27 protein-coding genes, 2 pseudogenes and 1 riboswitch are annotated in these 26,741 nt (G+C 52.1%); of the genes and pseudogenes, 21 read left to right on the top strand and 8 right to left on the bottom strand.

Annotated features, from left to right (window positions below; translation table 11 throughout):
• Positions 1–4: 4 nt before the first annotated feature.
• Positions 5–601, top strand: a pseudogene (locus AC0T7J_RS12235) (LysE family translocator).
• A gap of 374 nt (positions 602–975) precedes the next feature.
• Here the strand turns inward: AC0T7J_RS12235 and AC0T7J_RS12230 are convergent.
• Complete coding sequence (locus tag AC0T7J_RS12230) at positions 976–1,446, bottom strand: DUF1203 domain-containing protein (protein WP_473794481.1); 471 nt, start codon at positions 1,444–1,446, stop codon at positions 976–978.
• 587 nt (positions 1,447–2,033) lie between these two features.
• Between AC0T7J_RS12230 and AC0T7J_RS12225 the strand changes: the two genes are divergently transcribed.
• Together AC0T7J_RS12225 and AC0T7J_RS12220 are read left to right on the top strand one after the other, a co-directional pair.
• On the top strand, positions 2,034–3,374 hold the full coding sequence (locus tag AC0T7J_RS12225) for an MFS transporter (protein ID WP_473794479.1): 1,341 nt from the start codon (positions 2,034–2,036) through the stop codon (positions 3,372–3,374).
• A gap of 78 nt (positions 3,375–3,452) precedes the next feature.
• A pseudogene (locus tag AC0T7J_RS12220) lies at positions 3,453–3,587 on the top strand (IS30 family transposase); the annotation flags it as partial.
• A gap of 292 nt (positions 3,588–3,879) precedes the next feature.
• Here the strand turns inward: AC0T7J_RS12220 and AC0T7J_RS12215 are convergent.
• The 3 genes from AC0T7J_RS12215 to AC0T7J_RS12205 form a co-directional block, all read right to left on the bottom strand.
• Positions 3,880–4,428, bottom strand: a complete 549-nt coding sequence (locus AC0T7J_RS12215) for a hypothetical protein (RefSeq protein WP_473794477.1) — start codon at positions 4,426–4,428, stop codon at positions 3,880–3,882.
• A 637-nt stretch (positions 4,429–5,065) separates the two neighbouring features.
• Complete coding sequence (locus AC0T7J_RS12210; protein ID WP_473794475.1) at positions 5,066–6,016, bottom strand: NAD(P)-dependent oxidoreductase; 951 nt, start codon at positions 6,014–6,016, stop codon at positions 5,066–5,068.
• Entirely contained in the window at positions 6,016–6,708 is a 693-nt protein-coding gene (locus AC0T7J_RS12205; protein ID WP_137229641.1) for an RraA family protein, read from the bottom strand. The genes AC0T7J_RS12210 and AC0T7J_RS12205 overlap by 1 nt, the downstream gene beginning before the upstream one ends.
• Positions 6,709–6,880: 172 nt before the next feature.
• Here AC0T7J_RS12205 and AC0T7J_RS12200 point away from each other — a divergent pair, with 172 nt between their 5' ends.
• From AC0T7J_RS12200 to AC0T7J_RS12190, 3 genes are all read left to right on the top strand, one after another.
• Positions 6,881–7,591, top strand: coding sequence for an IclR family transcriptional regulator (locus AC0T7J_RS12200; protein WP_473794473.1), 711 nt, complete (start codon positions 6,881–6,883; stop codon positions 7,589–7,591).
• A 461-nt stretch (positions 7,592–8,052) separates the two neighbouring features.
• Positions 8,053–9,033 carry a DUF1852 domain-containing protein gene (locus AC0T7J_RS12195; protein WP_109651211.1) on the top strand — a complete coding sequence of 327 codons (981 nt, stop codon included), beginning with the start codon at positions 8,053–8,055 and terminating at the stop codon, positions 9,031–9,033.
• A gap of 27 nt (positions 9,034–9,060) precedes the next feature.
• Positions 9,061–10,092: a methionine synthase gene (locus AC0T7J_RS12190; protein WP_473794471.1), complete on the top strand. Its 1,032-nt coding sequence runs from the start codon at positions 9,061–9,063 to the stop codon at positions 10,090–10,092.
• A 126-nt stretch (positions 10,093–10,218) separates the two neighbouring features.
• On the opposite strand, the gene AC0T7J_RS12185 is transcribed toward AC0T7J_RS12190, so the two are convergent.
• On the bottom strand, positions 10,219–10,797 hold the full coding sequence (locus AC0T7J_RS12185) for a helix-turn-helix domain-containing protein (RefSeq protein WP_473794469.1): 579 nt from the start codon (positions 10,795–10,797) through the stop codon (positions 10,219–10,221).
• Positions 10,798–10,860: 63 nt separating this feature from the next.
• Between AC0T7J_RS12185 and AC0T7J_RS12180 the strand changes: the two genes are divergently transcribed.
• The 3 genes from AC0T7J_RS12180 (at position 10,861) to AC0T7J_RS12170 (ending at position 12,801) form a co-directional block, all read left to right on the top strand.
• Positions 10,861–11,370: a GNAT family N-acetyltransferase gene (locus AC0T7J_RS12180; protein WP_473794467.1), complete on the top strand. Its 510-nt coding sequence runs from the start codon at positions 10,861–10,863 to the stop codon at positions 11,368–11,370.
• 187 nt (positions 11,371–11,557) lie between these two features.
• Positions 11,558–12,187 (top strand): LysE family translocator, encoded by a 630-nt coding sequence (locus AC0T7J_RS12175; RefSeq protein ID WP_473794465.1) that lies wholly within the window; start codon positions 11,558–11,560, stop codon positions 12,185–12,187.
• A 185-nt stretch (positions 12,188–12,372) separates the two neighbouring features.
• A complete protein-coding gene (locus AC0T7J_RS12170) occupies positions 12,373–12,801 on the top strand; it encodes a GFA family protein (RefSeq protein WP_473794463.1) in 429 nt (142 codons plus the stop codon).
• A gap of 90 nt (positions 12,802–12,891) precedes the next feature.
• Here AC0T7J_RS12170 and AC0T7J_RS12165 read toward each other — a convergent pair whose 3' ends face one another.
• Complete coding sequence (locus tag AC0T7J_RS12165; RefSeq protein WP_473794461.1) at positions 12,892–13,446, bottom strand: P-loop NTPase family protein; 555 nt, start codon at positions 13,444–13,446, stop codon at positions 12,892–12,894.
• A 509-nt stretch (positions 13,447–13,955) separates the two neighbouring features.
• On the opposite strand from AC0T7J_RS12165, the gene AC0T7J_RS12160 reads away from it, so the two are divergent.
• From AC0T7J_RS12160 to AC0T7J_RS12130, 7 genes are all read left to right on the top strand, one after another.
• The gene (locus AC0T7J_RS12160) at positions 13,956–15,074 is read left to right on the top strand and encodes an alkene reductase (RefSeq protein ID WP_473794459.1); all 1,119 of its coding nucleotides are present in this window, start codon (positions 13,956–13,958) and stop codon (positions 15,072–15,074) included.
• A 16-nt stretch (positions 15,075–15,090) separates the two neighbouring features.
• Positions 15,091–15,405: an ArsR/SmtB family transcription factor gene (locus AC0T7J_RS12155; RefSeq protein WP_010247494.1), complete on the top strand. Its 315-nt coding sequence runs from the start codon at positions 15,091–15,093 to the stop codon at positions 15,403–15,405.
• A 248-nt stretch (positions 15,406–15,653) separates the two neighbouring features.
• Positions 15,654–16,199, top strand: a complete 546-nt coding sequence (locus tag AC0T7J_RS12150; RefSeq protein WP_473794458.1) for a cysteine hydrolase family protein — start codon at positions 15,654–15,656, stop codon at positions 16,197–16,199.
• 63 nt (positions 16,200–16,262) lie between these two features.
• Positions 16,263–16,382: riboswitch (TPP riboswitch) on the top strand.
• 131 nt (positions 16,383–16,513) lie between these two features.
• Positions 16,514–17,452: an FAD-dependent oxidoreductase gene (locus AC0T7J_RS12145; protein WP_473794457.1), complete on the top strand. Its 939-nt coding sequence runs from the start codon at positions 16,514–16,516 to the stop codon at positions 17,450–17,452.
• Positions 17,442–17,639 (top strand): sulfur carrier protein ThiS, encoded by a 198-nt coding sequence (thiS, locus tag AC0T7J_RS12140; RefSeq protein WP_473794456.1) that lies wholly within the window; start codon positions 17,442–17,444, stop codon positions 17,637–17,639. The genes AC0T7J_RS12145 and thiS overlap by 11 nt, the downstream gene beginning before the upstream one ends.
• A 2-nt stretch (positions 17,640–17,641) precedes the next feature.
• A complete protein-coding gene (locus AC0T7J_RS12135) occupies positions 17,642–18,400 on the top strand; it encodes a thiazole synthase (protein ID WP_473794454.1) in 759 nt (252 codons plus the stop codon).
• 9 nt (positions 18,401–18,409) lie between these two features.
• A complete protein-coding gene (locus AC0T7J_RS12130) occupies positions 18,410–19,378 on the top strand; it encodes a HesA/MoeB/ThiF family protein (RefSeq protein ID WP_473794452.1) in 969 nt (322 codons plus the stop codon).
• Positions 19,379–19,387: 9 nt separating this feature from the next.
• Here AC0T7J_RS12130 and AC0T7J_RS12125 read toward each other — a convergent pair whose 3' ends face one another.
• Both AC0T7J_RS12125 and AC0T7J_RS12120 read right to left on the bottom strand, forming a co-directional pair.
• A complete protein-coding gene (locus AC0T7J_RS12125; RefSeq protein ID WP_010247476.1) occupies positions 19,388–19,801 on the bottom strand; it encodes an ASCH domain-containing protein in 414 nt (137 codons plus the stop codon).
• Positions 19,802–20,056: 255 nt separating this feature from the next.
• Positions 20,057–20,599 (bottom strand): DsbA family protein, encoded by a 543-nt coding sequence (locus tag AC0T7J_RS12120; RefSeq protein WP_473794450.1) that lies wholly within the window; start codon positions 20,597–20,599, stop codon positions 20,057–20,059.
• Between the two features lie 318 nt (positions 20,600–20,917).
• On the opposite strand from AC0T7J_RS12120, the gene AC0T7J_RS12115 reads away from it, so the two are divergent.
• From AC0T7J_RS12115 to AC0T7J_RS12095, 5 genes are all read left to right on the top strand, one after another.
• Positions 20,918–21,187 carry a hypothetical protein gene (locus tag AC0T7J_RS12115; protein ID WP_337030038.1) on the top strand — a complete coding sequence of 90 codons (270 nt, stop codon included), beginning with the start codon at positions 20,918–20,920 and terminating at the stop codon, positions 21,185–21,187.
• A 451-nt stretch (positions 21,188–21,638) separates the two neighbouring features.
• Positions 21,639–22,229, top strand: a complete 591-nt coding sequence (locus AC0T7J_RS12110) for a fimbrial protein (RefSeq protein WP_473794604.1) — start codon at positions 21,639–21,641, stop codon at positions 22,227–22,229.
• A gap of 55 nt (positions 22,230–22,284) precedes the next feature.
• A complete protein-coding gene (locus tag AC0T7J_RS12105; RefSeq protein WP_473794602.1) occupies positions 22,285–22,953 on the top strand; it encodes a fimbrial biogenesis chaperone in 669 nt (222 codons plus the stop codon).
• A 129-nt stretch (positions 22,954–23,082) separates the two neighbouring features.
• The gene (locus AC0T7J_RS12100; RefSeq protein ID WP_473794448.1) at positions 23,083–25,533 is read left to right on the top strand and encodes a fimbria/pilus outer membrane usher protein; all 2,451 of its coding nucleotides are present in this window, start codon (positions 23,083–23,085) and stop codon (positions 25,531–25,533) included.
• Between the two features lie 16 nt (positions 25,534–25,549).
• Positions 25,550–26,659, top strand: a complete 1,110-nt coding sequence (locus AC0T7J_RS12095; protein WP_473794446.1) for a fimbrial protein — start codon at positions 25,550–25,552, stop codon at positions 26,657–26,659.
• The last annotated feature ends 82 nt before the right edge of the window (positions 26,660–26,741 follow it).

Here is a 26,741-nt window from a genome sequence, read left to right as displayed (position 1 = left end):
TTATATGGCTGCACTCGGTTTAGCTGCCGCAATTCCGGGCCCAGGCATGACAGCATTGGTCGCTCGAAGCGTAAGTGGGGGTGGGGTCACCGGCTTTATTATGCTGGCCGGCCTCATTCCCGGCGATTTGATTTATTAATCTGTAGCGGTATTTGGCCTGGAGGTGATCGCGCATACCTATACATCCGTCTTCACGCTGATTAACTGGGCTGCCTCACTCTATTTATGCATTCTGGCATGGCAATTCTGGAGCCACCAGCCTCAGGCTATAAACATTGAACAGAAAGCGACAAAACGAGAACGGGTTTCGGCCTGGTTTTCAGGACTAACCATAACGCCTGGGGATCCTGAAACCATAGCTTACTATCTGGCGATACTGCCTCTTGTTATCTCTCTGCATAATGTATCGTTGCAGATTTGGGAAGGAATGCTGGTGCCGCTTACGGTATTTGTCCCTCTGAGTGTTGGTGCAGTTTGTATTTTCACAGCGCTCAGGATACGCCAGCTCCTCACCAGTGCAAAAGCGCAACGACTCCTTTTCCGTTCAGCCGGATCCATTATGATGCTGACCGCGACTGGAAGGGTGATTAAGACTTTATAACATTCGCTACCATAGCCTCTGTGACAAAGAAATGGAGTCAATCTGGCGTGGGCTTCACGACGTGATTCGGTCGCAGCTTCTTCGGCAGTTCCGGCTCGACCAGCATTGGCATTGCTGACAACAAAGTCTTCAGACTGCTGGCATGACGTTTGGGGCATAAAATGTCTGCAATTGGTAACAATCGGACCATACGCTCGTTTTTGTTCATGTTGCGCGATCAACCCGTACAGAGGCCCAGCTTTTAATCACGGCGACCACGTCCCCTTGCGTTGCTGCAGAGAGGCTGGTCATTGCCGTCACTTGCTGAACAGATAAGGAAGAGGTGACTAAAAGAGATGCGCCTGAATTTAGTGTGCCGGAGCAGAATTGCTCCGTCATTCGCAACGCTCTGCGCAGCAGGAATAGCATCCCCGTTTCGCATTATGTATCTGGATATAACTAATCTGCGGATCGGCAAAAAAATGGCCTATAAGAGCTTCAGCAAATTTCCCCTCAGCTATATCCGCCTCTCTTAAAAGGTGTTTTCCGTCATAGGCCCTTAATGACAGCGTTCTGCTTAGCTGGACTTCTGGTAGTTCATTAATGTAAATGCCTTGTCGGGTGCATCCTTCCCATATATAGATGGCATGAGTGCCAAAATAGGGCGTGTCTGCAGGCTGATAGATGTGATTAATCAGGAGAGCAGTTTCTCCAGCGGGGATATCGCACAACGAGATTCTGTCGGGATAACCCGGATAGCACTCTACCGTTTGTCGTACTGCATGGTGTTTTCTCAGATATTCATCGCTCTGTCCAAAAAGATGAGCAAACGGTTCTGCTCTCAGACCAGAAATTTGATACTTCATCGTATCCCTCTCTTTTCATCGTAACACCGCGAATAATGACGTTATCGAATACTGTGAGGAGAAACTCGCCGTTTTCGGCCAGGGGATTTCATGATGTAACCGTTCGACAGTGGCAGACGAGTGCTTCATCAGCTGCAAACTTCTCAGACGCTGGTTGATACCACCCATCGTTAAAGATGGACAGCCCGGATTCTGAGAGCAGGAGAGGGCGATGATACAGATAGTGCCATCGTCACTCCCAGCCAGCTTTTACTTCATTCGCTTTGATGACGTCACACAAGCGCTAAGGCCTCACAACCCGACAGCGGCTCTCAAATTACTCTGTTCCCTCTCACTCCTTCCCGTTCTCCTGTCGTCACTTCATTAAAAAGATCGCTGAACTGCACCCGTTAACGACACGCTCGTCACATAAACCAGGGCAGAGGAATATTTTTTTGTGACAAATAACACAACCTGATTACATCTTCCGGCGGGAAAGAGTTTTTATCGTGATAATGGTTTTACTCAGTACAGTACTGTTTTACAGAGTAAAACAAAGGCGCTTTGCGGATTGCACGTCAAGCGATGACAAAATTGTGAGGATCATCATGTCTGAAAAACAGCACATCACGACTTTCTCTGCCGATATTGAGCAGCAGACCGTTAAGAAGGTGGTCTGGCGCATTTTGCCCTTCCTGATTGTTTGTTATCTGATTGCCATTATCGATCGCGGCAACATTGGGATGGCTTCGTTGCAGATGAACGAAGATTTAGGGTTGTCGAAGGCGGTATTTGGTTTTGCGAGCAGTCTGTTTTTTGTCGGTTACTTCCTGTTTGAAGTACCCAGCAATCTGGCCATGCAGAAAATTGGCGCAAAGATTTGGATCTCTCGCATCATGGTGTCGTGGGGTATCATCTCTGTCTGTACCGCCTTTGTTGAAAGTGCCAATACACTCTATATATTGCGCTTTTTACTGGGTGCCGCTGAGGCCGGATTTTTCCCTGGTGTCATTCTTTATCTGACTTACTGGATCCCCGGAAAGTACCGTGCACGCGTGATTGCTACCTTTATGGTGGCCATTCCTGCAGCGAACTTTATTGGATCGCCCATTTCTGGTCTGATTTTGTCTTTGGATGGCTGGTACGGTATGCGTGGCTGGCACTGGTTATTTATCCTGGAGGGTATTCCGGCGGTCATTCTGGGAATTGCAGCCTTCTTTTTACTGAGCAATCGTCCCACTAATGCCAGCTGGTTAAATCAGGAACAAAAAGCGTGGCTGAACAGCACTCTTGAAGCTGAAAATGCGAAGAAGAAGGCGATAGGTCATATCTCTTTATGGCAGTTGCTGCGCCACAAACATATCTGGGTGATGGCGCTGATTTATGCAGGCGCGTCTGCGGCGGGCTCAACGCTGAGCGTCTGGTCTCCGCAACTGCTTAAATCGTTTGGACTGGATAACTTCACCACCGGTTTAGTCAATGCGATCCCCTACGGCCTGGCCTCTATTCTGATGATTATCTGGGGCAGAAGTTCTGACCGCAGCGGCGAGCGTCGCTGGCACACCGCGTTAACCCTGTTCTTAATTGCAGGTGGCCTGCTGTCAGCCTTTATCACCAATAGTCTGACCGGCAGTGTGGTGATCCTGTCGCTGGTATTAATCGGGGCCTACTCAATGAAAGGACCTTTCTGGGCGCTGGCATCGGGGTGGATGTCATCGACTACCGCTGCAGCCGGTCTGGCGGCTATCGGTGCGATGGCGAACCTGATAGGCGGTGGGGTGATGGTCAACGTTTATGGCATTATCAATCAGGCGACCGGCAGCCATACGCTGGCCATGGTGCCTCTGGCTATCCTCTGTGGCATCGGGGGCATTGCTGTGCTGGTCATGGGCCGCAAAAAAGAGTTAACCATCGACATTGAAAATAGAGCTTCGTCAGTCAGTAAATAAAGTAATCCCGCCTGCAGACGCTTATCAGCGCGTCTGCAGGCGGGTTCTTCCGGCTTTATCTCTGTCTCCGACAAATGAGAAGGCGATATGATTCAGCGCTTGAAAAAATCCTGTGTCATCATCCTACTGGTACATCATTCCTGCTTTGTTATGCAGGCCTTAATCAGTGACATCAAGACAATAACCGTGATATTTGCGCTCATCAAACAAGCCTGGTTAAAATTGTTGCATAGCGCTGATAGCAAGAAAACGGGTCACGTCATGACAGATTTTGACAATAAACGACTGATTCTCTACATGCGGTGCTAAAGCTAATCAATGTCGATCAGTTTTGTCTGCAATCAGATATGTGAGTCCATAAACAACCAGTCCGACTATGAGTATGAGCAATGGTCCGATAATGCGCATGGCACCCTCATTCAGGGTGGCTGTCAGGAATATTCCAACCACCATAGCCATCAAGACAAAACCACCTGATACTTCTGCAATGAGCTTACGGAGCAGTCTAATAGTTTTCGATAGCATGGATAAACTCTCTGGAGGCTGAAGGATTTTTACGCAGCATTTCGCCCATTTTGATAAAGTTCTGAAGAGGTTCTTCAAACATAAAATAAAGCATGTCGTAATCGTTGATCCGCAGCTTTCTCCACAATTCAGGATTTTGCATCTGCAATCTCCGTGATGCTTCACAGGCTCGTGAGATTACCCCCTGAGCAATAACACCGCCGGTCAGACCGCCGGTAAGTCCGCGCAGTGCCACACGGGAAATGAATGACAGCATGACGCCACTTACGACTTTAGAACCCAGGTAAGAGGAAAGTGACAGCTGTGTTGCCGTACGACTGGTCATTGAAGTTGCGCCACCAATGAGTGTGTCATAGACCTTTCGGAGCACGGGTTCTGGAAGGTATTGCAGCGAATCATCAATAATGATCTTTACGATTTTAGCTATCTCGTTCCTGTCTTTGAAAGCTTGATAAACAACACGGCCTATCCGGATGTCATCATGCATATTACGTGATTGGGTACTTCGTCCACCATCAGAAAGATTCAAATCCTGAAGGGGCGCTCCAGACCAGGATAGAAATCCATTGGTACAGAAGCAACGCCTGATACGATTGAGCGGGCCAGCATTGTTGCATTCATTCCATTTCCCTCGGTATCCTTTAACTGGTGCCTTCTGAGATATAAACGTTAAAAGATTTCAACTATAAGGACAAGCTATCAACGATTGAAAAACTGAATATTCGTTGAACGGTTCAATCAGTGTGCTGCACCAATAGATTGAGATCAAAACTCATAGCGGACATATCTTCGTGAAATATAGACATCAATTAAACTTTTTGATCGTCATCAAACATAACTGCTCAACTCCACAGAGACATGCTTATTTCTGTATGTATTAGCGGGCATCAGGAAGTGTGGAGGCGTAAATGAGAGAGCAGTCAGCACCAAAAGAGACGCGGAAGTGAGCCATCTCATTCAATACCCAAGAAGAGTCGTTAACGATTAAAGGGTAATAAACCCATTTATGTGGGCGAAGGCAAGTAAGCCAGGACGGCATAGAACAGAATAAGATTCGTGTCGTAAAACCTGACAGCTAAGCATTACGCTCTAATGCAGCAGATTAAACCCATTAACCAGCCGACCAGACAGCGCTGTTACCTGTCTGATCGGCTGGAGAGGGCGGTTCAGGCTACCGGACTTTCGTTTTTCAGCGGTTCTGCCAGTACGTTTAATATGTTACTGGCCGCGACGGTACCCATCTTCACGTAGGAATTATCGCTGACGCCGCCAATGTGTGGCGACAGAATCACATTACCGACACTCTGCCAGATATGCGGCGCAGTCAGGGGTTCTGTGGCAAAACTGTCCAGTGCGGCCCAGGCGACAGTGCCATTATCCAGCGCTGCTAACAGCGCTTCTTCATCGATGAGACCACCGCGTGCCGTGTTCACCAGGATGGCGCCTTTTTTAAACAGAGCCAGTTTATCAGCGTTAATCATCTGTTGCGTCTGTTCGGTTAACGGGCAGTGCAGCGAAATGACATCTGCCTGTTGCAGCAGGTCGTCAAGTGAGGAGGATTCACACTCATCGGGAAAGGTTCGGGCAAAAGGATCATAAGCGAGCACCTTCATGCCAAAAGCACGGCCAATACGGGCAACACGACCACCTATAGCGCCAAGCCCTATCAGACCCAGCGTTCTGCCCTCCAGCTCCATCGACTTATGGGTCGATTTGTCCCAATGCCCCTGGCGCATGCGCTGATCAAGCGGTATCACCGATTTGGCACAGGCTAAAATCAACGCCCAGGTATGCTCGGCCACGGCCGCTGCGTTGGCCCCCGGCGCTGACTGAATACAGATATGACGTTCAGCCGCCGCCTTTTGGTCGATAACGTCAATGCCGCTGCCGTGTTTGGAAATAACCCGCAGGTCAGGCGCGGCATCCATAATGCGGGCGTTGATTTTTCCATATCGGACGATAATCGCCACAGGGTTATGCTGCTGGCAGAGCTGAAACAGGCTATCTTCACTGGGCTGTTTGCCGGCATAAACGATGCTGAAGTCACTAAGCAGGCTTACTGCCTGTGGTGCCAGGTCATTGCCCGTCACCAGGATCACGGTAGAAGAGGTGGTCATCAGAGCGTCTCCCCATCGACCAGCATGCCAGCGGTTTGCAGGGCTTTCTCTAACCACGGCGCGCGAAGGTCGCCATCACGAATGGCTGCGATACGGCTGGTTTCGAAATCCAGTTTTTTCTGCGCCAGTTCGAGCAACGCAGGAACGTCTTCACGCGGCAAAACCACCACGCCATCAATATCCCCGATGACGAGATCGCCAGGCTGAATGGCTGCGCCCGCCACAGAAACCGGGTAGTTGACGCGTCCCGCAATGGACTTGGTCGGGCCGCAGGGATTCAGGCCCGCAGAGAAAACCGGGAAGCCGTTCGCGCTCAGTGCATCGGCGTCACGCACCGCACCATCAATAATAATTCCGGCGATGCCGGAGGCTTCTGCCTGGGTGGACATTATCTCACCGATTAATGCACAACTGATATCGCCTTTGCCATCGACCACAATAACATCGCCCGGCTGGGCAATCGCCAGCGCGGCGTGGATCGCCAGGTTGTCGCCCGGTCTCACCTCGACAGTGATAGCCGGTCCGGCGACCTTCATTGTGGGGGACACAGGTTTTACGCGACCGTGCAGCGTTCCGCGTCTTCCGGCAACATCAGCAAGGATCGCCGCCTGAAACTGAGCAGCCTGTTTTACGCGCTCTGGTGCGATACGGATAATGTCGCGATTGATGAAGGTATTCTCTGCATGGGGCATAGATTAATCCTCTTTGTTTTACCAGGCACAGCTAAGTTGTACAATATAAAACTACTATATCGATGTTAATTGAGTTCGCACCAGTGTTAAGCATTCATTTGTGATGTAAATACGATGTGAATCACAAATTGCGCGGTAAACTGCCTGCCGTCGCAAACAGGAGGACGTACCGATGGGGAATGAAGGCGTAATTGCCGTAGAAAAAGCGCTGGCGCTGCTGGATTGTTTCAGGCCTGGTGAGGAATCATTGACGCTGACCGCGCTGGCGCAGCTTTCGGGGTACCATAAAACGACAGTTTATCGGCTGATGAACTCACTTGAGCGCATGAACTATGTCATTCGTCGCGACAATGGCGTTTATACCCTTGGGCCAAGACTGCTTTATCTGGGCAAGCTCTATGAACAATCCTTTCATCTGGCCAGTATCGTTCAGCCTGAACTTCACGCACTGGCGACTGCGACAGGCGAAAGCGCCACATGGTATGTGATTGAAAACGGTCAACGACTCTGTCTTTTCAGAGCGGAGCCCTCTGAAGGACTGCGTGAAACACGTCTGCCCGGCACTTATCTGCCGCTGGATAATTCTGCCATCGGACAGGTGCTTCGTTACTGGGGGCTGAATGAACCCCTGTTTGACTCTGTACCTGAACTCCCACTGTTCACGTCAGGTATCCGCGATCCGCATATCGCGGCATTCTCCGTACCGGTGTTTGGTGAAGGTAACAAACTGCTCGCGGCGCTGGCATTAACCGGTCCGGCTTCACGCTTGGCGCAGTCGATGCGCGACAGTGAGATGGGAAAACTGATGAAAGAGGCGGCCTGCAGACTTTCTGTAAAATCAGGCGCACATAAAGTGATGTGTGATAACGTTTATAAAATTTAGTCGTCTTGCTTTGCTGTGAACGGGATGTATCAGTTTCCCCATCCGTGTTGTGTTTTAACGCTCTGCGAGGGATACCGATTGGTTACCGCTAATGACTAACAGCACGCTGGCGTGCATGATTATGGGATCATGAAAGCCTCCGCACTATAAGTGGAGGTGAAAGGTCTCGCCACCTCTGACATCTGTTGCTAAGCCCTCTTTATGCGAGGCTTTTGACACCCGGATTTTACCTCAGGTGTTAAAAGGCTCGCTGCCTCATGAAAAATCCCCCGCTTTACGGCCTCAACATGAATTTCCTTCATGTTCATTGAAATTTAATCACTTTTTTTCAACCGGGCGTTAGGGCATAAAGTAAGAATTGTTAATAACTTTGAGTCATATGATGAGTTGTAAAGGGCTAGCCACGCTGGATAACCCTTAAATGCAACAACGCATATCAGCGACCAGGATACCCGATAGCGATGAATAACTTAGCCTTTACCCTTAAGCGCATTCGTTTCGACGAAAACTATAATCCTTCGAAAAATACGCGGGCGACGACTAACTTCGCTAATTTAGCGCGCGGCGAAAAACGTCAGGAAAACCTGCACAACGCCCTGGTGATGATCGACAATCGCTTCAACTCTCTGGCGCACTGGGACAATCCAAAGGGCGACCGCTACTCTGTTGAACTTGAGATTATTTCTGCTGAGCTGAATCTTCGTCCCGCAAGCAGCGACGAATCATTCCCGGCGATTGAGATTTTAAAAACGCATATCGTGGATCATAAAACCGGTCAGCGCAGCGAGGGGATTGTCGGCAATAACTTCTCTTCCTATGTGCGTGATTATGATTTCAGCGTTGTTCTGTCAGAACATAACAAAGGTCAGACTGAATTCAGCCTGCCGGATGATTTTGGTCAGCTGCATGGCAATATTTTCAAAAGTTTCGTGAACTCAGCGGTCTATAAAGAGAACTTCAGTAAATCGCCGGTTATCTGCCTGAGTGTATCAAGCAAGAACACCTACGTGCGCACCGGTAATCAGCATCCGGTATTGGGCATTGAATATCAGCAGGATGAACCTTCCCTGACTGACTTCTATTTCGGAAAAATGGGTCTGAAAGTGCGTTTCTTCATGCCGCAGGGCAGTGTTGCGCCGCTGGCTTTCTATTTCCACGGTGACCTGCTCAGCGATTACACCAATCTTGAGTTGATCAGCACCATCAGCACCATGGAAACCTTCCAGAAGATCTATCGCCCTGAAATTTACAACGCGAATTCTGCAGCGGGACAGTGCTATCAACCCACGCTGCAGCATCAGGATTATTCGTTAACCCGCATTGTTTACGATCGCGAAGAACGCAGCCGCCTGGCCGTCGAGCAGGGTAAGTTTACTGAGACGCATTTTATCAAACCGAATCAGACACTTCTCGCGCAATGGTCTGCTGAATCCGTTCTTTGATTAATTAAATATAGAAGGTCACCTGCTATGAAAACCTTATTACCGACATCTACTGCTGGCAGCTTGCCTAAACCCTCCTGGATTGCGCAGCCAGAGGTGCTCTGGTCACCCTGGAAACTGCAGAATGAAGAGTTAGTCGACGGCAAAAGAGATGCGTTACGTCTGTGTCTGGACGATCAGGTTCGGGCTGGTATTGATATCGTCAGTGATGGCGAGCAGACCCGTCAGCACTTCGTGACGACGTTCATTGAACACCTCAGCGGTGTGGATTTTGAAAAGCGTGAAGTGGTTCGAATCCGTAATCGCTATGATGCGAGCGTCCCGACCGTGGTGGGTGAAGTCTCACGCCAGAAGCCCGTGTTTGTTGAAGATGCCAAAATCCTGCGTAAGCTGACCGATCGCCCTATTAAGTGGGCGTTGCCGGGTCCGATGACAATGATCGATACCCTTTATGACAATCACTATAAAAGTCGCGAAAAGCTGGCCTGGGAATTCGCAAAGATTCTGAATCAGGAAGCCAAAGAATTAGAAGCCGCTGGCGTGGATATTATTCAGTTTGATGAGCCTGCGTTTAACGTCTTTTTCGACGAAGTGAATGACTGGGGCATCGCCGCATTAGAGCGCGCCATCGAAGGTCTGAAGTGTGAAACCGCGGTTCATATCTGCTACGGCTACGGCATTAAAGCGAATACCGACTGGAAGAAGACTCTGGGTACAGAGTGGCGTCAGTACGAAGAGGTCTTCCCTAAATTACAGCGTTCAGCTATCGATATTGTCTCACTGGAGTGTCAGAACTCGCGGGTTCCGATGGATCTGATCGAGCTGATTCGCGGTAAAAAAGTGATGGTCGGTGCCATCGACGTGGCAACTCATACCATTGAGACACCTGAAGACGTGGCAAACACACTGCGCAAAGCGCTGCAGTTTGTGGATGCTGAAAATCTCTATCCTTCAACCAACTGCGGCATGATTCCACTGCCGCATCAGGTTGCCAATGGCAAACTGCATGCGTTAAGTGCGGGCGCTGAGATCGTCCGCAGAGAGATTCTGGGGAAATAATCTTTCCCTGATCAGATTCAGTCCGGCTGGCGATTTGATTCCTGAAAGGCGATCACTAGCCGGACTGAGTGACAACATCCCTCTGCCAATGGTCGATTGACTCAGGGAGTTATGCCCTCTGCCTGCTCAGGCAGGCCGGAGTACGATAACGGCATATCGACAGCCGTTAGTCGTTTTATTTCTGAACACGCAATCAGCCGGATCACCCAGTTCCAGACAGTCGCCAGCAGCCATCTCATAGGTGCTGGAACCTGCTTCAAAAGTCAGTGTCCCTTCAATTACCCATATCAGCTGGCGTCTTGAAACATAGGAAATTGCCGGCATCGGCACAGCGGTATTTGCCGGCAATTCGACGCTGACCAGATCGACCGGCATCTCGCCCGGTGAAACGTGGCGACGCAGATAGCCGGTTTCCGGATCCTGCCACACTGGCTGATTTTCATGCCTGACCAGCCTCCCGGTTTGCACTTCGGTCTGAGCAAGCAGTTGTGAGATGGTCATATCAAACGAGCCTGAGAGGCGCGCTAACAGAACCGCCGTCGGGCTGCTCTCCCCACGCTCAATCTTATGGATCATCGCCCGTGATACGCCTGAGTTATCAGCCAGTTCGGTAAGTGACCAGCCGCGTTTTTCCCTTTCCTGTTTTACTTTCTGACCGATGCGGATATTCAGATTGTCTTCTTTGCTGGACATTTGATCTAACATAATGGATAAATACCATAGTGAACAATTCATCTACTTTAGTGAATGAGCAAAGGGGTGTCCACCATGATTATCCGTGCGGCTGTAGAACGCGATGCTGAAATCATCGCAGAGATTTATAACGATGCGGTGCTTAACACCACCGCCATCTGGAATGAAAATCGTATTGATGTGGCTAACCGCATCGCGTGGATAAACAGCCGCCAGCAGGCCGGTTTTCCTGTGATTGTGGCGACAGACAATGATGACACCGTGCTGGGATATGCCTCTTATGGTGACTGGCGTCCCTGGGACGGATATCGTCATACGGTTGAGCATTCGGTTTATGTTCATAAAGATGCACGAGGTAAAGGCGCGGGTGCCGCCCTGATGCAGGGGCTTATCCAGCTTGCTCGCGAAGCCGGGAAACACGTCATGGTGGCGGCGATTGAATCGGAAAACGCGGCATCCATTGCCCTGCATAAAAAACTGGGATTTATTGAGTCCGGCAGAATGACGGAAGTTGGAACTAAGTTTGGACGCTGGCTGGATTTGACATTTTTGCAGCTGCGTCTGGATGACCGTAAACGACCCTGAGTTGTCCCTGAAAGGGAATCCATTGATGCTGCTGCCGACCCTCGCCGAACAGCCCGCTATCTCTGGAAAACGTTTGATTGCTGCAGACCGTTTAAAGCCTGAAACGAAGCCGCAACGAACCAGGAGATAGCAAATTCGCCCGCCAGCCGATATAACAGATTAATAACAATCCATCGCAGAGGACATCATGGCGCTTTCGCACGAATTAATCCTGATCTTCACCACCTACGTTGTCGCTACAGCCAGTCCCGGGCCAAGTAATATGGCGATAATGGGAACGGCAATGAAAAAGGGCAGGGGGGCCGCACTGGCGCTGGCTGCGGGTGTCGTGAGTGGTTCGATGCTCTGGGCGCTGCTGGCCGCCTGCGGTGTACTGACCGTGCTGGCAACCTTTGCACAGTTGCTGATCGTGTTAAAAATTGGCGGAGGGTGTTATCTGTTATGGCTGGCGTTTAAAGCCGGAAAATCTGCTTTACGCCGCACTGAGGCCAGCGATTTTAAAGCCAGCGATGAGCGTGTTGTGTATGGCAGACTGTTTCGTCAGGGTATCCTGATGCATATCGGCAACCCCAAAGCGATTCTGACCTGGGTAGCCATTATGTCGTTTGCACTGAAGCCGGATGTGGTCGCCGCCACGCTGCCGATAATCATCTGCGGCTGTGCGGTGATTTGCGTGGTTGTGTTCGGCGGTTATGCTCTGCTGTTCTCGACCGCCGTGATGGGGGCATTTTACCGTCGCATTCGTCGCGGACTCGATGCGCTATTAGCCTGCTGCTTTGCGCTGGCAGGGCTGAAACTGGTATTCAGCCGCAGTTAGTACTGATGAAGGTGTACGAAGGGTTATCCGCTTCTGGCTCAAATCTGCAAAAGATCATGCAATGAGCCGGAGCGGCATTAAAATGACAGGGTGCCGGTAGCGCTTCTGCAGCCCCTTACCTAAACACCATTATGGTCGCGCAGGTAGACAGACAATTCAGCAATCTGAGTGAACAGGATGATGAAATGAAAGGCGCATGTCTGTGTGAAACCGTTGCTTTCGAAATATCAGTAACCCCCACGCGCTATTACCGTTGTCACTGTTCTCTGTGCAGAAAACAGAGCGGAACCGGCTATAACCTGGCAACGATCGTAAAAGAGAGTGACTTTAGCTGGATTTCCGGTGAGAGCCAGATCGCGTCATGGCGCAAACCCACCGGTTATCGCAACGATTTTTGCGCCAGCTGTGGCTCCACAGTGCCTGACCGGTTGCGTGGCAGGCCTTATATCTGGCTTCCGGTTGGTTTACTCAGTGAGCCAGCCGATATGCAGTGCACAGGTGATTATTGTACTGATGACGCCATGCCCTGGGACACAACCCGTTCAGAGACGAATCATGCCGGGCCGGTAGATTCGCTGGACGCTCTTCTGACAAGTTTAATGCTTTTTGATTGATGGCCGTGGTGCTTCATTGCTTTTCAAAAAAGGGTACTGAGCTGATCGACTCCATTAACAGACGAAAATGGTATTTCGGCGGCTTCATGATCATCGATCATCATTCGTTAGCTGTAAACCCCAGTAGTCAGAACAGGCTTTGAGATCGCGGGGAGAAGGAAGCAGAAGTTTTGGCAATCTGACCTGGTCGTAAAGCTTTTTATGCCGCTTCCGATTCTGCGGAGCAGTACGGATAATATATTTCAGCATCTCAAGGGTCATTGGCTCTCTGTGCATCTTCAGACCGCCAATACGCGGCGTGGATGAGTAACATCGGCGAATATACCGCAGCAGTGCCACTGACACTTTTACATCCAGCAGAATTAAGCCGGTGGCGCGAGCGAATCGTTCTTCAATGCATTTGGTGTAATTACCCTCCATCACCCATCTTTCCTGACTCACCGCCTCAGCATGCAAACGGAGAAATTCTGCCGGTGCTCTGGGCACCCATTGACTGTCCGGAATATGGTGAAGTTGATCCAGATGAATTGCTGGTAGATCTGTTTTGCGAGCAATGGCCTCAGCTAAGGTCGATTTTCCGCTGTTCGAGGGACCCATAATACAAATGCGTGGCCCAAGCGCGTCTAATGGAAGTGCACTATTCACAACGTTTCCTCTGAAATAACCCTGTCTGAAATAGATGAATGCGTACTGCTCTGATGGTTTTCTGTAAAGTCTGCAACGCTGCCGTGTTGCATGCACCCGTTGGCTGATTAACCGGCGGATTCTGTACGCTGGCCGTAACGGCTATGATTCCCAAACATGTTCTGAGCCGCCTTAATCCCCGCAACAATAATATTTCAGTAAAGAGGGGTTACATTATGCCAATTAAATGTTCAACCAACCAAACTGTAGAGGGCATTATGGGGTTAATGAATGGTGTGACAACAGACGTGGCAAGAGGATATTTAGCCATGCTGACCGCAGCAGATACATCATAAAACAGCATTAAAGAGACCATTTCCGGAAAGATATTACCTGACAGTCATCCCTGAAAGTGACCCTCTGCCAGAAACCGCAGAAACTGCTCCGGGCAAAAAGCACAGATTACACATTTACATATTTAAATGTGTAAATATAATGTCGCCTCTTCACACATCAGAGGACTTTTTGTCATGCCGTCACTTTTTACCCCCTTGAGTCTGGGCGACCTTCAGCTTCGTAACCGTATTGTACTGCCGCCGCTGACGCGCTGCCGCAGTGAACAACCGGGCAACATTCCCGGCGAGATGATGGTGGAGTATTACCGCCAGCGTTCCAGTGCGGGGCTGATGATCACCGAAGGCACCCAGATTGAGCCTCGCGGGCAGGGCTATGCATGGACGCCGGGGATCCACAGCGAAGCGCAGATCGCCGGCTGGAAAAAGGTTACAGAGGCAGTACATCAGCAAGGGGCCACGATTTTCTGCCAGCTCTGGCATGTTGGCCGCGTGTCGCATAATGAACTGCAGCCGGGCAAGCAGGCACCCGTTGCCCCTTCAGCCATCGCAGCCGATAACGTCCGGGTATTTATTGAAACCGGGCCAGGCGCCGGGATATTGACCACACCCAGCGAGCCACGCGCACTGACTACAGCGGAAGTTAAAGAGATCGTAGAGCTTTACCGACGCGCGGCGGAGAATGCCAAAGCGGCCGGTTTCGACGGTGTGGAACTGCATTCGGCCAACGGGTATCTGATTAACCAGTTTATTTCTGAGCACACCAACTTCCGAACGGATGAATATGGCGGCTCTGCTGAAAATCGTCTGCGCTTCCTGCGTGAAGTCGTTGAGGCGGTCAGCTCAGTATTTGGCAGCCACCGCGTTGGCGTCAGATTTGCGCCTCTGTTTACCAGTACTGACGAAGAGCGCGTCTATCTCGGTCTGGTTGAAAGCGATCCACACGCGACCTACATCCGCGCAGCAGCACTGCTGAACGAGCTGGAAGTTGGATATCTCTCCATTGCTGAAGCCGACTGGGACAACAGCCCGGAGATGCCAGAGAGCTTTCGTGTCGCGCTGCGGGAAACATTCCGCTCTCCGATCATCTATTCGGGTCGCTACACGGCTGAAAAAGCGCAGCATGTGCTGGAAAAAGGCTGGGGCGATCTGTTTGGTTTTGGCCGCTCATTTATCGCTAATCCCGATCTGCCCGCGCGGATTAAATCAGGATTTCCGCTGAATGTGGTCGATCACGCCTCCCTGTATGGCGGCACTGAGAAAGGCTATACTGACTATCCTTTTTACCCATCCTGATATTCTGTGAGGCGGCATGTCCCCCGAAAATGCCCTGAAGTTACTGTCCAACCCGACCAGAGTGGCAGTGCTGAAGTGGCTTAAAAATCCTGACGAAGCGTTTGCGGGCTATACCCAGCTCTATCCCTTCGATCAGTATGGTGTCTGTGCCAGCCTCATACAGGACAAGGCGGGCTTATCACAGCCCGCCACCTCGTTATGCCTGAAAGCACTTCACAATGCGGGGCTGGTTGAAGCCAGCAAAGTCGGGAAATGGACGTACTATCGCCGTGCCGAACCGCGCATTCGTGAAATAACCGACGCGGTAACCCAATCGCTGCAGGCGCTTTAAAAGCGACGGCGTACAGGGTAATGTAGATGTCAGCGCCATCCTTCTGAGGGTGACTTCACCGAACGCATTAACTCAGGGTCAGAAAATGTTTATGTCAGTTCTCTCTTTCACAACCGTCACCACCACTACCGCTTCTGGCGGTGGCGTGAGCGACTCTGTGACTGGCACCTGACACAACAGATTCTCACTCCCCGCCGAACCGGACGGGGAGCTGTTCTCCGTTCTTAAAAACTGAATGGAGACAGGTCATGGTGACATCTGAAAGTGCACTTTTAATTATCGACATGCAGCAGGGCCTTTTTAATGGTCCTGAGGCTCCCTTTGCCGCAAATTCGATCTTGTCGAATATCTCACTTCTCATTACTAAAGCCCGGGCTTCTGCCGTCCCCTTCTTTTTCGCACGCCATATCGGCCCCGATGATTCCCTTTTTAACGAGCAAAGCCCGCTGACGCGCCTGATCCCGGAATTGCAGGTCAACCCGCAGAGTGATGTCGTCTTCACCAAAAGATATCCCAGCTGTTTCAGGGATACTGGTTTGCAGCTTCAGCTGAGACAAAAGGGCATTAAGCAACTGGTGATTGCGGGGATGAAAACAGAGTTCTGTGTTGACACCACCTGTCGGGCAGCCCCGGAGCTGGGTTTTAATGTCGTACTGATTTCCGATGCGCACACCACCGTCGATAATCCCCATCTTTCTGCGGAGAAGATTAATGCGCATCACAACCAGACGCTGGCGGGACCCTTTGTGACGCTGGCAATGGCCACTGACTGGCATTTCGGTTCTGCCGGTTAAGGCCGATTTTCTTACGCGGTTCCATGCCGTCTGCTTGACGAAGCTGTCTGCTTAACTTACAACTAAACCCGTCAGGGGAGTCTCACCAGAGAGACTGAGAGGCTAATAGCGCACCGCGCGGCTTAGCGACCCTTAGAACCTGACCCAGTTGATACTGGCGTAGGAAGACGGGTATCTCATCAGATACTTGCCGCAGGGGCGCATTCGCAACGTTCCTGCCTTTTCCCTCTGTATCACGGGTCTTCGTTAACTGATAACGAGGCCAGATTGAAATATCTCATCCTGAATCTTTCTTTTCCTGTCCGGTGGACACCATGAGCCGCTGGTCGGTGCTCGGCAGCGGCGTTGCCGGGCTTTGTGTCGCCACGCTGCTGCTGGAGCGGGAAGAAACCGTCGAAGTTATTACTCAGCCTGACTGTCGTGCAGCCTCACACTGGGCGGGTGGCATGCTCGCGCCCTGGTGTGAAGCAGAAAGCGCACCGCCACAGGTGATCGAATGGGGCCAGCACGCGGCCAGCTGGTGGGCGAAACGCGTTGATGGCGTGGAACAGCAGGGCACGCTGGTGGTTGCCCCGCCGCGTGACAGCCGCGAACTGACGCGCTTCGCCAGCATGACGCAGCAGCATCAGTGGGTCTCTCCCGGTGACATCGAACCCGCGCTGGAAAACCGCTTTGCCCGCGGCCTGTTTTTCGCCGCAGAGGCGCATCTCGATCCGCGCCGCGCCTTGCAGCAACTGCGCGACAAACTGCAACAGGCTGGCGTCCCCTTTCACAGTGGTAAACCCGGCGGCAAACTCATCGACTGCCGTGGCATCCACGCCTCCGATCGGCAGCCAGCCCTGCGCGCCGTGCGGGGCGAAATGGTGATCCTGCACACATCCGATGTACAACTCTCCCGTCCTGTCCGGCTGCTGCACCCGCGCTTTCCCTGCTATCTGGTGCCGCGCGCCGGGGGCCACTTCATGCTGGGTGCCACCATGGTGGAAAGCCACGACAGCAGCCCGATCAGCGCCCGCGCGATGATGGAATTGCTCAGCGCCGCTTACAGCCTGCATCCGGCGCTGGCCGAAGCGCGGATCGTGGAGAGCGGCACCGGTCTGCGTCCTGCCTACCGACAGAACCTGCCGGAAGTCCGCTACGACAATGGCCGTTTCTCACTTAACGGCCTCTACCGCCACGGATTTTTGCTGGCCCCGATTATGGCTGAAAAACTTATGCTGCAACTGACTCAGGAGATGACTCATGCGCGTTGAACTGAATGGACGCACGATTGAAACTGGCGCAACGACGCTGGCGGAGCTAATGGCAGAGCAGCAGATCGATCCGCGGACCGTCGCCACCGCGCTGAACGGGGAGTTTGTACCCCGCAGCCGCTATGCCAGCCAGCACCTTGAGGCGGGCAACCAGCTCGAAATCCTGTCACCGATGCAGGGAGGTTAACCATGTTCTATGAATTTACTCCGCAATCCCGATTTCTGCTTGGCACGGCCGGTTATCCGTCACCGGACATTCTGCATCAGGCGATCAACGCGTCTGGCGCGGAGATTATTACCGTCAGCCTGCGGCGGGAAGGCAATGAAGGCGGCGCTTTCCGCACGCTGCTGCAACAGCTCAACAAACGTATTCTGCCGAATACGGCGGGCTGTCACACGGTGAAAGAGGCGGTGACGACGGCGCAGATGGCGCGCGAACTGTTCGACACACCGTGGATCAAGCTGGAAGTGATTGGCCATGCCGACACGCTGCAGCCCGATCCTTTTGCGCTGGTTGAGGCCGCGCGGATTCTCTGCGCTGACGGGTTCCAGGTGTTTCCCTACACCACGGAAGATCTGATTGTCGGCGAAAAATTGCTGGAAGCGGGCTGTGAAGTGCTGATGCCCTGGGGCGCGCCGATCGGCTCTGGCCAGGGGCTGCGTAATATCGAAGGACTGCGCGCTATGCGTGCGTGGTTTAAAGATGTGCCGCTGATTATTGATGCGGGCATTGGCGCACCGGGTCAGGCGGCGCAGGCGATGGAGATGGGTTTTGATGGCGTGCTGCTCAACACGGCGGTGGCAAAAGCGCGCGATCCGGTGCGCATGGCGGGTGCTTTTGCTGCTGCGATCCACGGCGGACACGAGGCGTTTCAGGCGGGATTGATGGAGCAGCGTGACATGGCGTCTGCCTCTACGCCCATTTTTGGTCTGGCACAATTCAGTTAAGGAGCGGCGATGGAGCGTTATCAGCGACAGACGATGTTGCCAGAGATTGGTGAAGCGGGGCAGCAGCGGCTGAGCAGGGCAAAGGTGCTGGTGGTGGGCGCAGGCGGGCTAAGTGCAACGTTGCTGCCGTTACTGGCAGGCGCAGGCGTGGGATTTATCCGGCTTTACGATGGCGATAGGGTTGAACTGCACAACCTCCACCGGCAGACGCTGTTTGGCGTCGACGATGTAGGTCAGTCCAAAGCAATCTGCGCTCAGCGTGCGCTGGCGCAGCGCAATCCTGACTGCCACGTTGAGGCGCATCCACATTCGCTAAGCGCCAGTCAACTGCCGCAGGCGCTGGAGGGAATCGATCTGGTGGTGGATGCGGCGGATAACTTCGCTGTGACTTATCAGCTCTCCGACGCCTGTTATCCGGCAGGCCTGCCGCTGATCTGCTCTTCGGTGCTGGGACGCAAAGGCTATGTAGGCGGATTTTGCGGCGGTGCGCCTGGCTATCGCGCGCTCTTTCCGCAGTTGCCCACGGCCTCGGGTAACTGCAATACGGCGGGCGTCATGGGACCGGCAGTAGCAACGCTGGGCGCAATGCAGGCGCAGATGGCGCTGAGTGTGTTGCTGAAACTGACGCCGTCACCGCTCGGCTGCATGATCCACTGCGACTTTGTAGACTGGCATATCAGGCCGTTTCGTTTTGACGACGCGCCTGAGCCTGACGCGCCCGGCACGCCTTTTATTGATCGGGCCATGCTCATGGAGGACGATTGCATAGTCGAGTTGCGCAGCCTGGAAGAAGCACCGGTCAGTGTGGCCGATCGGGTGGTGCGGATTCTGCCGCAGCAGATAGCGGCCTGGCAACCGCCGGTCGATCAGCGAGTGGTACTGGTGTGTGCCAGTGGCATGCGCGCAGCCCAGGCCGCGGAGAACCTCGCCGCGCGGGGGATTGCGCGACTGGCGCTGGTGGCGGCAAACACGCTGTAGCGTGCCGGTTTACACTACCTCGACCAGCTGAAACGTCTCGAAGATCAGCTCCATTTCGCTGTGAAAATAGCCTTCACGCTCGAAGTAGCGCTGATGTTCCTGACGCCAGTGGTCGAGGCTCAGATCGCCTTCACCCTCCAGCATCGCCATCTCTGGCGTGACGCGATCAAAGCGCGTCAGGAACAATCCGGTGGTGCGGATCACGCAGACGGGCTGCTGTTCGCCGTTGAGCACAATGCTGTAACCGCCCGGTTGAGGCAATGCTTCCTGATCCTGCCAGCTCCGCAACGACCCGCAGGTAGCTACTTTCTTACCGGCAATAATCAGCGTTGCGAGCTCGCTGGCTAATTCCGGGGAGTCACCAAATGCATCTGTGAAGGCACCCGGATATTTGTCCTGCAGTTGTTGCAGCGTCATCGTCATCAGCAAATCCTCAATGAATTGGGCGTGCGGGCCCGGCGCAACGTCAGGTTATCGCCATGCAGGCCAGCGGTGCCGTTAAGATGAACAGCAGCGGTTTTATTCCCACCGTCTGCTGCTGATATCGGTACAGCTTACCCGGCCTCCCCACGGGAAAACAGGCTTAATTATCAGGATATTGAGTTTGGGCGTATGCGTGTGCGTGATCGCAAAGGAGAGGCTGTGTCTGGCGCGGCCAGGCACAGCCGCGCACTAAGATTAACGAATCAGAAAGCTCGCCCAGTGCGCTATGTCGTCACCGCTGCTGATTTCGGGCTGAAGCAGACCGTTAACCATAAAGGTCGGTGAAACGTGAATACCGTTCTGACGCGCATACTTGCAGTGCCATTTAATGGCGTTCTGCAGGTCGGGCTGATCAAATGCGGCGCTGGCATCCACCCCACTGTACGCTTTCAGGCGGGCGAGGATCTGATTCGGCGTGGCATCGCGGTTCGGGCCGGTACAGTGATCGGTGAACTCAAACTCTTCACGATGATCGGCCACTGCCTGCATCACTTTCTTCGCCGCAGCTTTACTTTCGCAGGCGGCGGCAAGGATATAGCGGACGATCAGCCCGGAATAGAGATGCCACGGCTGCGATTGCAGGCGGATCTTCAGGGTGATGTTTTCTTCACCGGCATGCGTTAGTAACGCGTCTAATTTATTGAATGCGCGTACCGAAAAAGGACAGGTGGGTTCCAGGAAGACTTCAAAGATCTCAGGGCCGTGGCCCCATACCAGTACATCAGCGTGCTGACTCATCGACTACTCCTTGAACATTAACGAGACGGTAAATCTGTTTACCCTGGCAAAGCGTTCTGACATCAGCCAGTTAAGAATCGGCCGTAATTGTTACAAAAAACAGCAATCAGCTGATGAGCCGCGTGTAATAGGCGACAGGCAGGGCCAATAATCGTTAGAATTGCCAACTTTGGCATTTTCAACTGCCGGCTACGGCGTAGCCGCTGACGAGCAGCTATAGTTGTCAGCATTGTGCAATCTTTTACAGCGTGAAGCCATTTAAGCGCCTTCACGACTGTTTGTTTGCCCGGAGCTGATAAGCGTTAGAAGAGGTTAATTTTGCATACCGATCTCACCTGGAAAACTCTTTATCACGTCATCAACCAGACGATCTCTGACATGCTGGATGAGCAGCAAACCATTGATGTGTTATCACTACGCGCCCGGCTGCATGAACTGGCAGAAAAAGAGGAGGATGAGGTCATGCTGCTCTGTTACTGGCAGGCGAGCAAAATTCTGATGCGGTTACCTACCAGCGTCACCGCCAGTCAGTTAATGGTTGCCGCACGTCACGCCTTTCGTACTCCGATGGATCACGATTTGCTTTGAGCTGAGCTGACTGGCTTACTGCATCAGTGAAAATAACTCAAGCCGTAAACTGTGCGTGGCCGATGATGTAAAACCGGGATGAGCCGCTGTTTATCATCGCTGAGAACGGTCACTATCGCATAATTTACCCAGTGGTCTTCTGATTTATTCGCATTCTGGAATAAATATATATTTGAGGTTTATTTTAAGTGTCTTATTAGTGAAAAGTATTTTTTGATAACTAATTTTTCTCCCTGCTTAAACTGATATAGATCAAGAAAGATGATTGATATATATATTCTGCGTATAGACCTGAACGGTTCGTTTAATTTTTATATAGTCGTGGCAAGTTAATATAGCAGCAACATAATAAACCTCGGGTTGTTATGTTGGCGCATTTCTATAAATGCATATCTACCCATCAGGTGGTTAATTTCAGCCACTCTGCATGTAATGCAAAGAGACAGGTTTGATGAATATCAGAAAAAATATTCTGCCAGTAGCACTGGCTGGCCTTATGGTGTCCGCATCAGCATTAGCAACGCCTGCTGATGGTCCTTCACCGATTAATCCTAATCCGGGATCAGCCGCCGGCACACAGGGTGCAGGTGGCGAAGTGAAATTTTCCGGTGAAATAACGGATGTTTCCTGTGATGTTTCGACCGCCAGTAAAAACCAGAGCGTTGATTTAGGTAAATGGGCGAAATCGTATTTCGAAAACCGCAGCGAAACAACGCAAACGCCATTTACTATCTCTGTGAAAGATTGTCCTTCATCCGTTAAAACCGTGGCTGTGCTGTTTGATGGTGATAAAGATAGTGGTGACAACTCCCTGCTGAAAGTGACCAGCGGTGGCGCGACAGGTGTGGGAATCAAGCTTTATGAAGCTGACCGCAGTACGCCGATTACTGTCGGCTCTGTCTCCAGAGCGGTCAACGTGGTGACTGCGACTGAGGGCGGTTCTGCCGACTTAAATTTCTTTGCCGATTATAAAACGGATGGTGCACCGATTGCTGTCGGTGCTGCCAACTCAGTCTCTAACTTTGTGATGGTTTATAACTAATGAATAGCAGGGGCAACCCTGCTTTCCCTCCGAAATATCAATGGCACAAATGACTATGTTTAAAGTAATAAGGGTTATTTCGCTCTTTTCTGCATGCATACTGAGCCTGGCTGCCCATGCGGGTGTTGTTATGGGAGGGACGCGTATTATTTTTTTGGAAGGCAAAAAGGAGGCGACACTTTCAGTTACCAACCAGGACAAAAATACGCCGTATCTGATTGAATCCTGGATAGAGAATGTTGATCAAAGTAATCATTCCCGGGTGCCATTTATCGTTACACCCCCGTTATTCCGGCTCGATGCTGAAAAAGAGAATCTATTAAGAATTAATTATCTGGGGATGCCCCTGCCGAAAGATCGTGAATCAGTATTCTGGCTGAATGTGAAATCTATTTCACCGATGCCGCGCGAGAAAAATAACCAGCTTCAGGTCAATATTAAATCGAAATTTAAGCTTTTTTATCGTCCAAAAGGGCTGGCGGGTAATCAGGCTGATGCCTGGCAGCAACTGATATTCCGGCATGAAGGCAATCAGCTGATTGCGCATAATCCAACGCCCTACTTTGTCTCATTTTATTCGCTCAGCGTTAATCATCATGTGATTCAGGATCCGGGCATGATTGGCCCGGGTGAAGATCGTCACTGGCGCGTAGCTGATTACGGCGCGGTGAGTTGGTCTGCAATCAACGACTATGGCGGCATCACAGAGCAACGAACGCGCTAATTGTTGTTTGTAATTTTTTTGAATCCGGGGCCATCAATAGTGAAAGTCAATCAGTACGCTCAGAGAGGAAAGAGAAGGCGCGCAAAGCCGCTATATGCCTCTCCCTGGCTGGCTGGGGTACCGGGTTTAATGCTGATTTTGTTCTGCCCGCTGCGTGAAGCACATGCGGATGACTATTTTGACCCGGCGGCGCTGGAATTTTCATCCGATCAACATAACGCCACCGATCTCCACTATTTTGCTCGTGAGGGAGGACAGCAACCCGGCATGTATCATGTCACGCTGTTGCTCAACAACCGCGTTATTGATAGTCGCGACGTCAGCTTCGCGCAGGGCAGAGCCGGACTGGTTCCACAACTGACAGTGGCAGAACTTGCCGGGATGGGCGTAAACGTTAAGGGTTTTTCCGCGCTCACCCACCTGAAGCAAGATGAGATCATCGAAGAATTAGGCGATGTCATTCCCGATGCATCGACCCATTTTGATTTTGCGCACCAGCAACTAAACCTTTCGATTCCACAGATCGCGCTGATGGTGAAAGATCGCGATTATGTCGATCCTGCTCGCTGGGATGAGGGTGTACCGGCGGCCTTTGTGAACTATACCCTGTCTGGCAGCAGCAGCCGTAATCAGAGTGACCACTGGAGCTCGACGCTACTCAGCCTGCGCAGCGGGGCCAATCTGGGTGCATGGCGGCTGCGAAACACTTCCACATGGCGCTACGATCAGGTCAGTCAATGGCAGTCTCAGACCACCTTTCTGGAGCGGGATCTTAAGACTCTGAAGAGCCAATTCAGAGTGGGTGATACTTATACCTCCGGCGACGTTTTTGACAGCGTGCAGTTTCGCGGTATGCAGATTAGGTCTGATGACACCATGCTTCCGGAAAGTCAGCGCGGCTTTGCGCCGGTGATCCATGGCATCGCCCACAGCAATGCGCGCGTAACGGTTAGCCAGCATGGCTATGTGATATATGAAACCGTGGTCGCACCCGGCGCATTCGAGATCAAAGATCTCTATCCCACTGCGCAGAGTGGTGACCTTGAGATCACCCTCCATGAAAGCGATGGCTCTGTACGCACCTTCACCCAGCCTTACTCTGCTGTTCCTTATATGCTGCGTCAGGGGCATCTGAAATACAGTGTCAGTGGCGGCCGTTATCACTATTCAGGTAGTAACCCTCTGCGTTCGCCTGAGTTTGTGCAATCCACGCTGTTCTATGGATTACCGCATGACTTAACCGCCTTTGGTGGCGTGCAGCTCGCGCAGAACTATCACGCTGTGGCGACGGGCCTGGGGAAAAGTCTGGGCGATTTTGGCTCGCTGGAAACCGATGTGACGCTGGCAACAACCCGTATGCCGGAAGGACAAAGCCGGAGGGGTCAGTCGGTGCGTGCGCAGTATCAGAAAAATTTCGCCTCCACCAATACCACGTTCAGCATGGCAAGCTATCGCTACTCTTCCAGCGGTTTTTACGCCTTCAGCGAAGCCAATGCGATGACCAGTCCGGCAAGCTATGTGGCAAACAAGCGTAGTCGCTCAGAAATATCAATTTCTCAGGGTATTGGTGATTATGGCAACCTCAGCGCCTCTGCGTATGTACAGCGCTACTGGCGATCAGACAGTGAAGATCGCACCCTGCATCTGGGCTTCTACAGCAATTACAACGCCATTTCCTGGGGCGTTGCCTGGTTTTACACAGACTCGACCAGTGCCCGTAAAGCTGATAGTGCGGTCTCGTTCAATGTCTCAATTCCTTTTAGCGTACTGCTGCCAGAAAGTTCCGTCAGCTACAGCATGAATGCCACCAATGATGGGGATGTGTCTCAGCAGGTCAGCCTGTCGGGCAGCGCGTTACAAGACAATAACCTGCACTACAACCTGCAACAGGGCCATGACAGTCAGGGACAGAACGTAAACAGCAATGGCTCGCTGGACTATCGCGGCAGTCGCGGCAGCGTCAGCGTCGGGCTCAGTCACGATCGGCACAGCAGCCAGTTTAACTATGGTCTGTCGGGCGGCATCGTCGCGCATGAACACGGTATTACGTTGAGCCAGCCGCTGGGCGATACTTTCGCGATTGTCCGGGTGCCGGATACGGCAGATGTAGGCATTCAGAGCAGCAGCAATGTGCTTACCGATCGCCGCGGTTATGCGATTGTGCCTTCACTCTCGCCCTATCAGGAAAATTCTATTGAACTGGAAACGGATACGCTGCCCGACAACGTTGACGTCGAACTGGCTGGACAAAAAGCGATCCCGACGCGTGGAGCGATTGTGATGGCTGACTACGTCACTCATGTGGGTAGCAGGGTGCTGTTCACCCTTACGTATCGCAACGCCTTTCCGCCTTTCGGTGCGGCTGGTCAGATCGCGCTTGCGGCAGAAGGCAAAGGCAGTTTTACCCGTGGCATCGTCGCTGAAAAGGGCGAACTTTATCTGAGTGGCGTACCGGCTCATGGCGTTATCGAGGTGAACTGGCAGGAGGAAGGGGTGCAGAAAAGCTGTCGCACGCCATTCCATCTGCCCGCGGCTACCGGCACTAATCCGGTCAATCTGGTTCCGGCGCTTTGCCAGTAATACACAGGAATTAACGATGAAATCGGTTCTGCGTTTAATGAAAGGGGTCCTACCGATGATTCCGGCGCTTTTTTGTTTGTCCGCGCTGGGGCAGGAGTCCTGTCAGGGTATCAGTCAGGTGGTGGTGCAGGTACATAGCGTAAACTATGTGCCTGGCGCAGCCGATGGCACACCCATCTCGGCGCAGATGCCTCTGCAAAGTAGTAATGCCTTTACCTGTAATAAAAATAGCGGTGAGCAGGGCTATAACTACAAGGATCTGGGGTTTGAGATTAACGCCGAAGAGTCAGGTTTACAGACGAATATTGCGGGGGGTCATAATACGCCAATATATCGTGTACCAGGAGCAGACAGCATTGGATTCGCTATCGGTTTCAGAGAGCCCTCCTGGTGCGCCGGTACCTTCTCTGATACCAGCGGCAAGGGCAAAATCAGCTCGATTTGTAATTCACAGACCGGCCCACAGCTGAATTCTGCTCATGACATTACACTTCAGTCCTATGTGGTCTTCTATAAAATCCCGGGCCAGCAATCGCCGCTTAATCCTGGCAATCAACCGGCCAATGTCGGTGAGGTGAATATTGGCAATGCCAGTTTAAAGGTGGGGGATAGTGCAGCCAGTAGTCAGCCGATCAATGATAAGCCGCAGATCTTCCTCTCCAGCTTTAGCGTGCAATATGGCAGTTGTGCCGTTGTCACCTCCCAGTCCGTGATTAATGTGGCGATGGGAAAAGTGAGTAAGGCGGAGTTCAGGGGTATCGGTAGCCGGGCGGGAAGTGAAAAAGGTTTTCAGATTCAGGTGATGTGTGAACACAGCGCAGCGGTTAAAGTGGGCTTCTTCGGTATGGCTACCGCCGGTGATAAAGATGCCCTTAGTCTGACGCCACAGAGCGACTCTGCTTCGGGTGTGGGCATCGCCCTGACCTATGGGCCGGGCCTGCAGGTCCCTGAAGGTCAGCGTGTGCCGCTGAATGTTTCAACCGACCAGTTGCCGGTCCTGACCACGGTCTCATCAGCCAGTCAGGTGGCATCAATGGCCTTTAACGCGCAATATATTCAGACTGACGGGCAGGTTATGGCGGGCAAAGCGGATAGCACGGTGACCTTTAACCTGGTTTATAACTAGGCTGTTCAGGCCATGCATTACAGGTGCGGGCTGTGTGATGCATGCTGAATGCGCCACACGTCTCTACTCTGAGCGCTGGCAC

Source organism: Pantoea sp. E956-1, from assembly GCF_982223955.1.
Note: the sequence above shows the minus strand (reverse complement) of the source record. Positions and strands in the feature narration are given on the sequence as shown.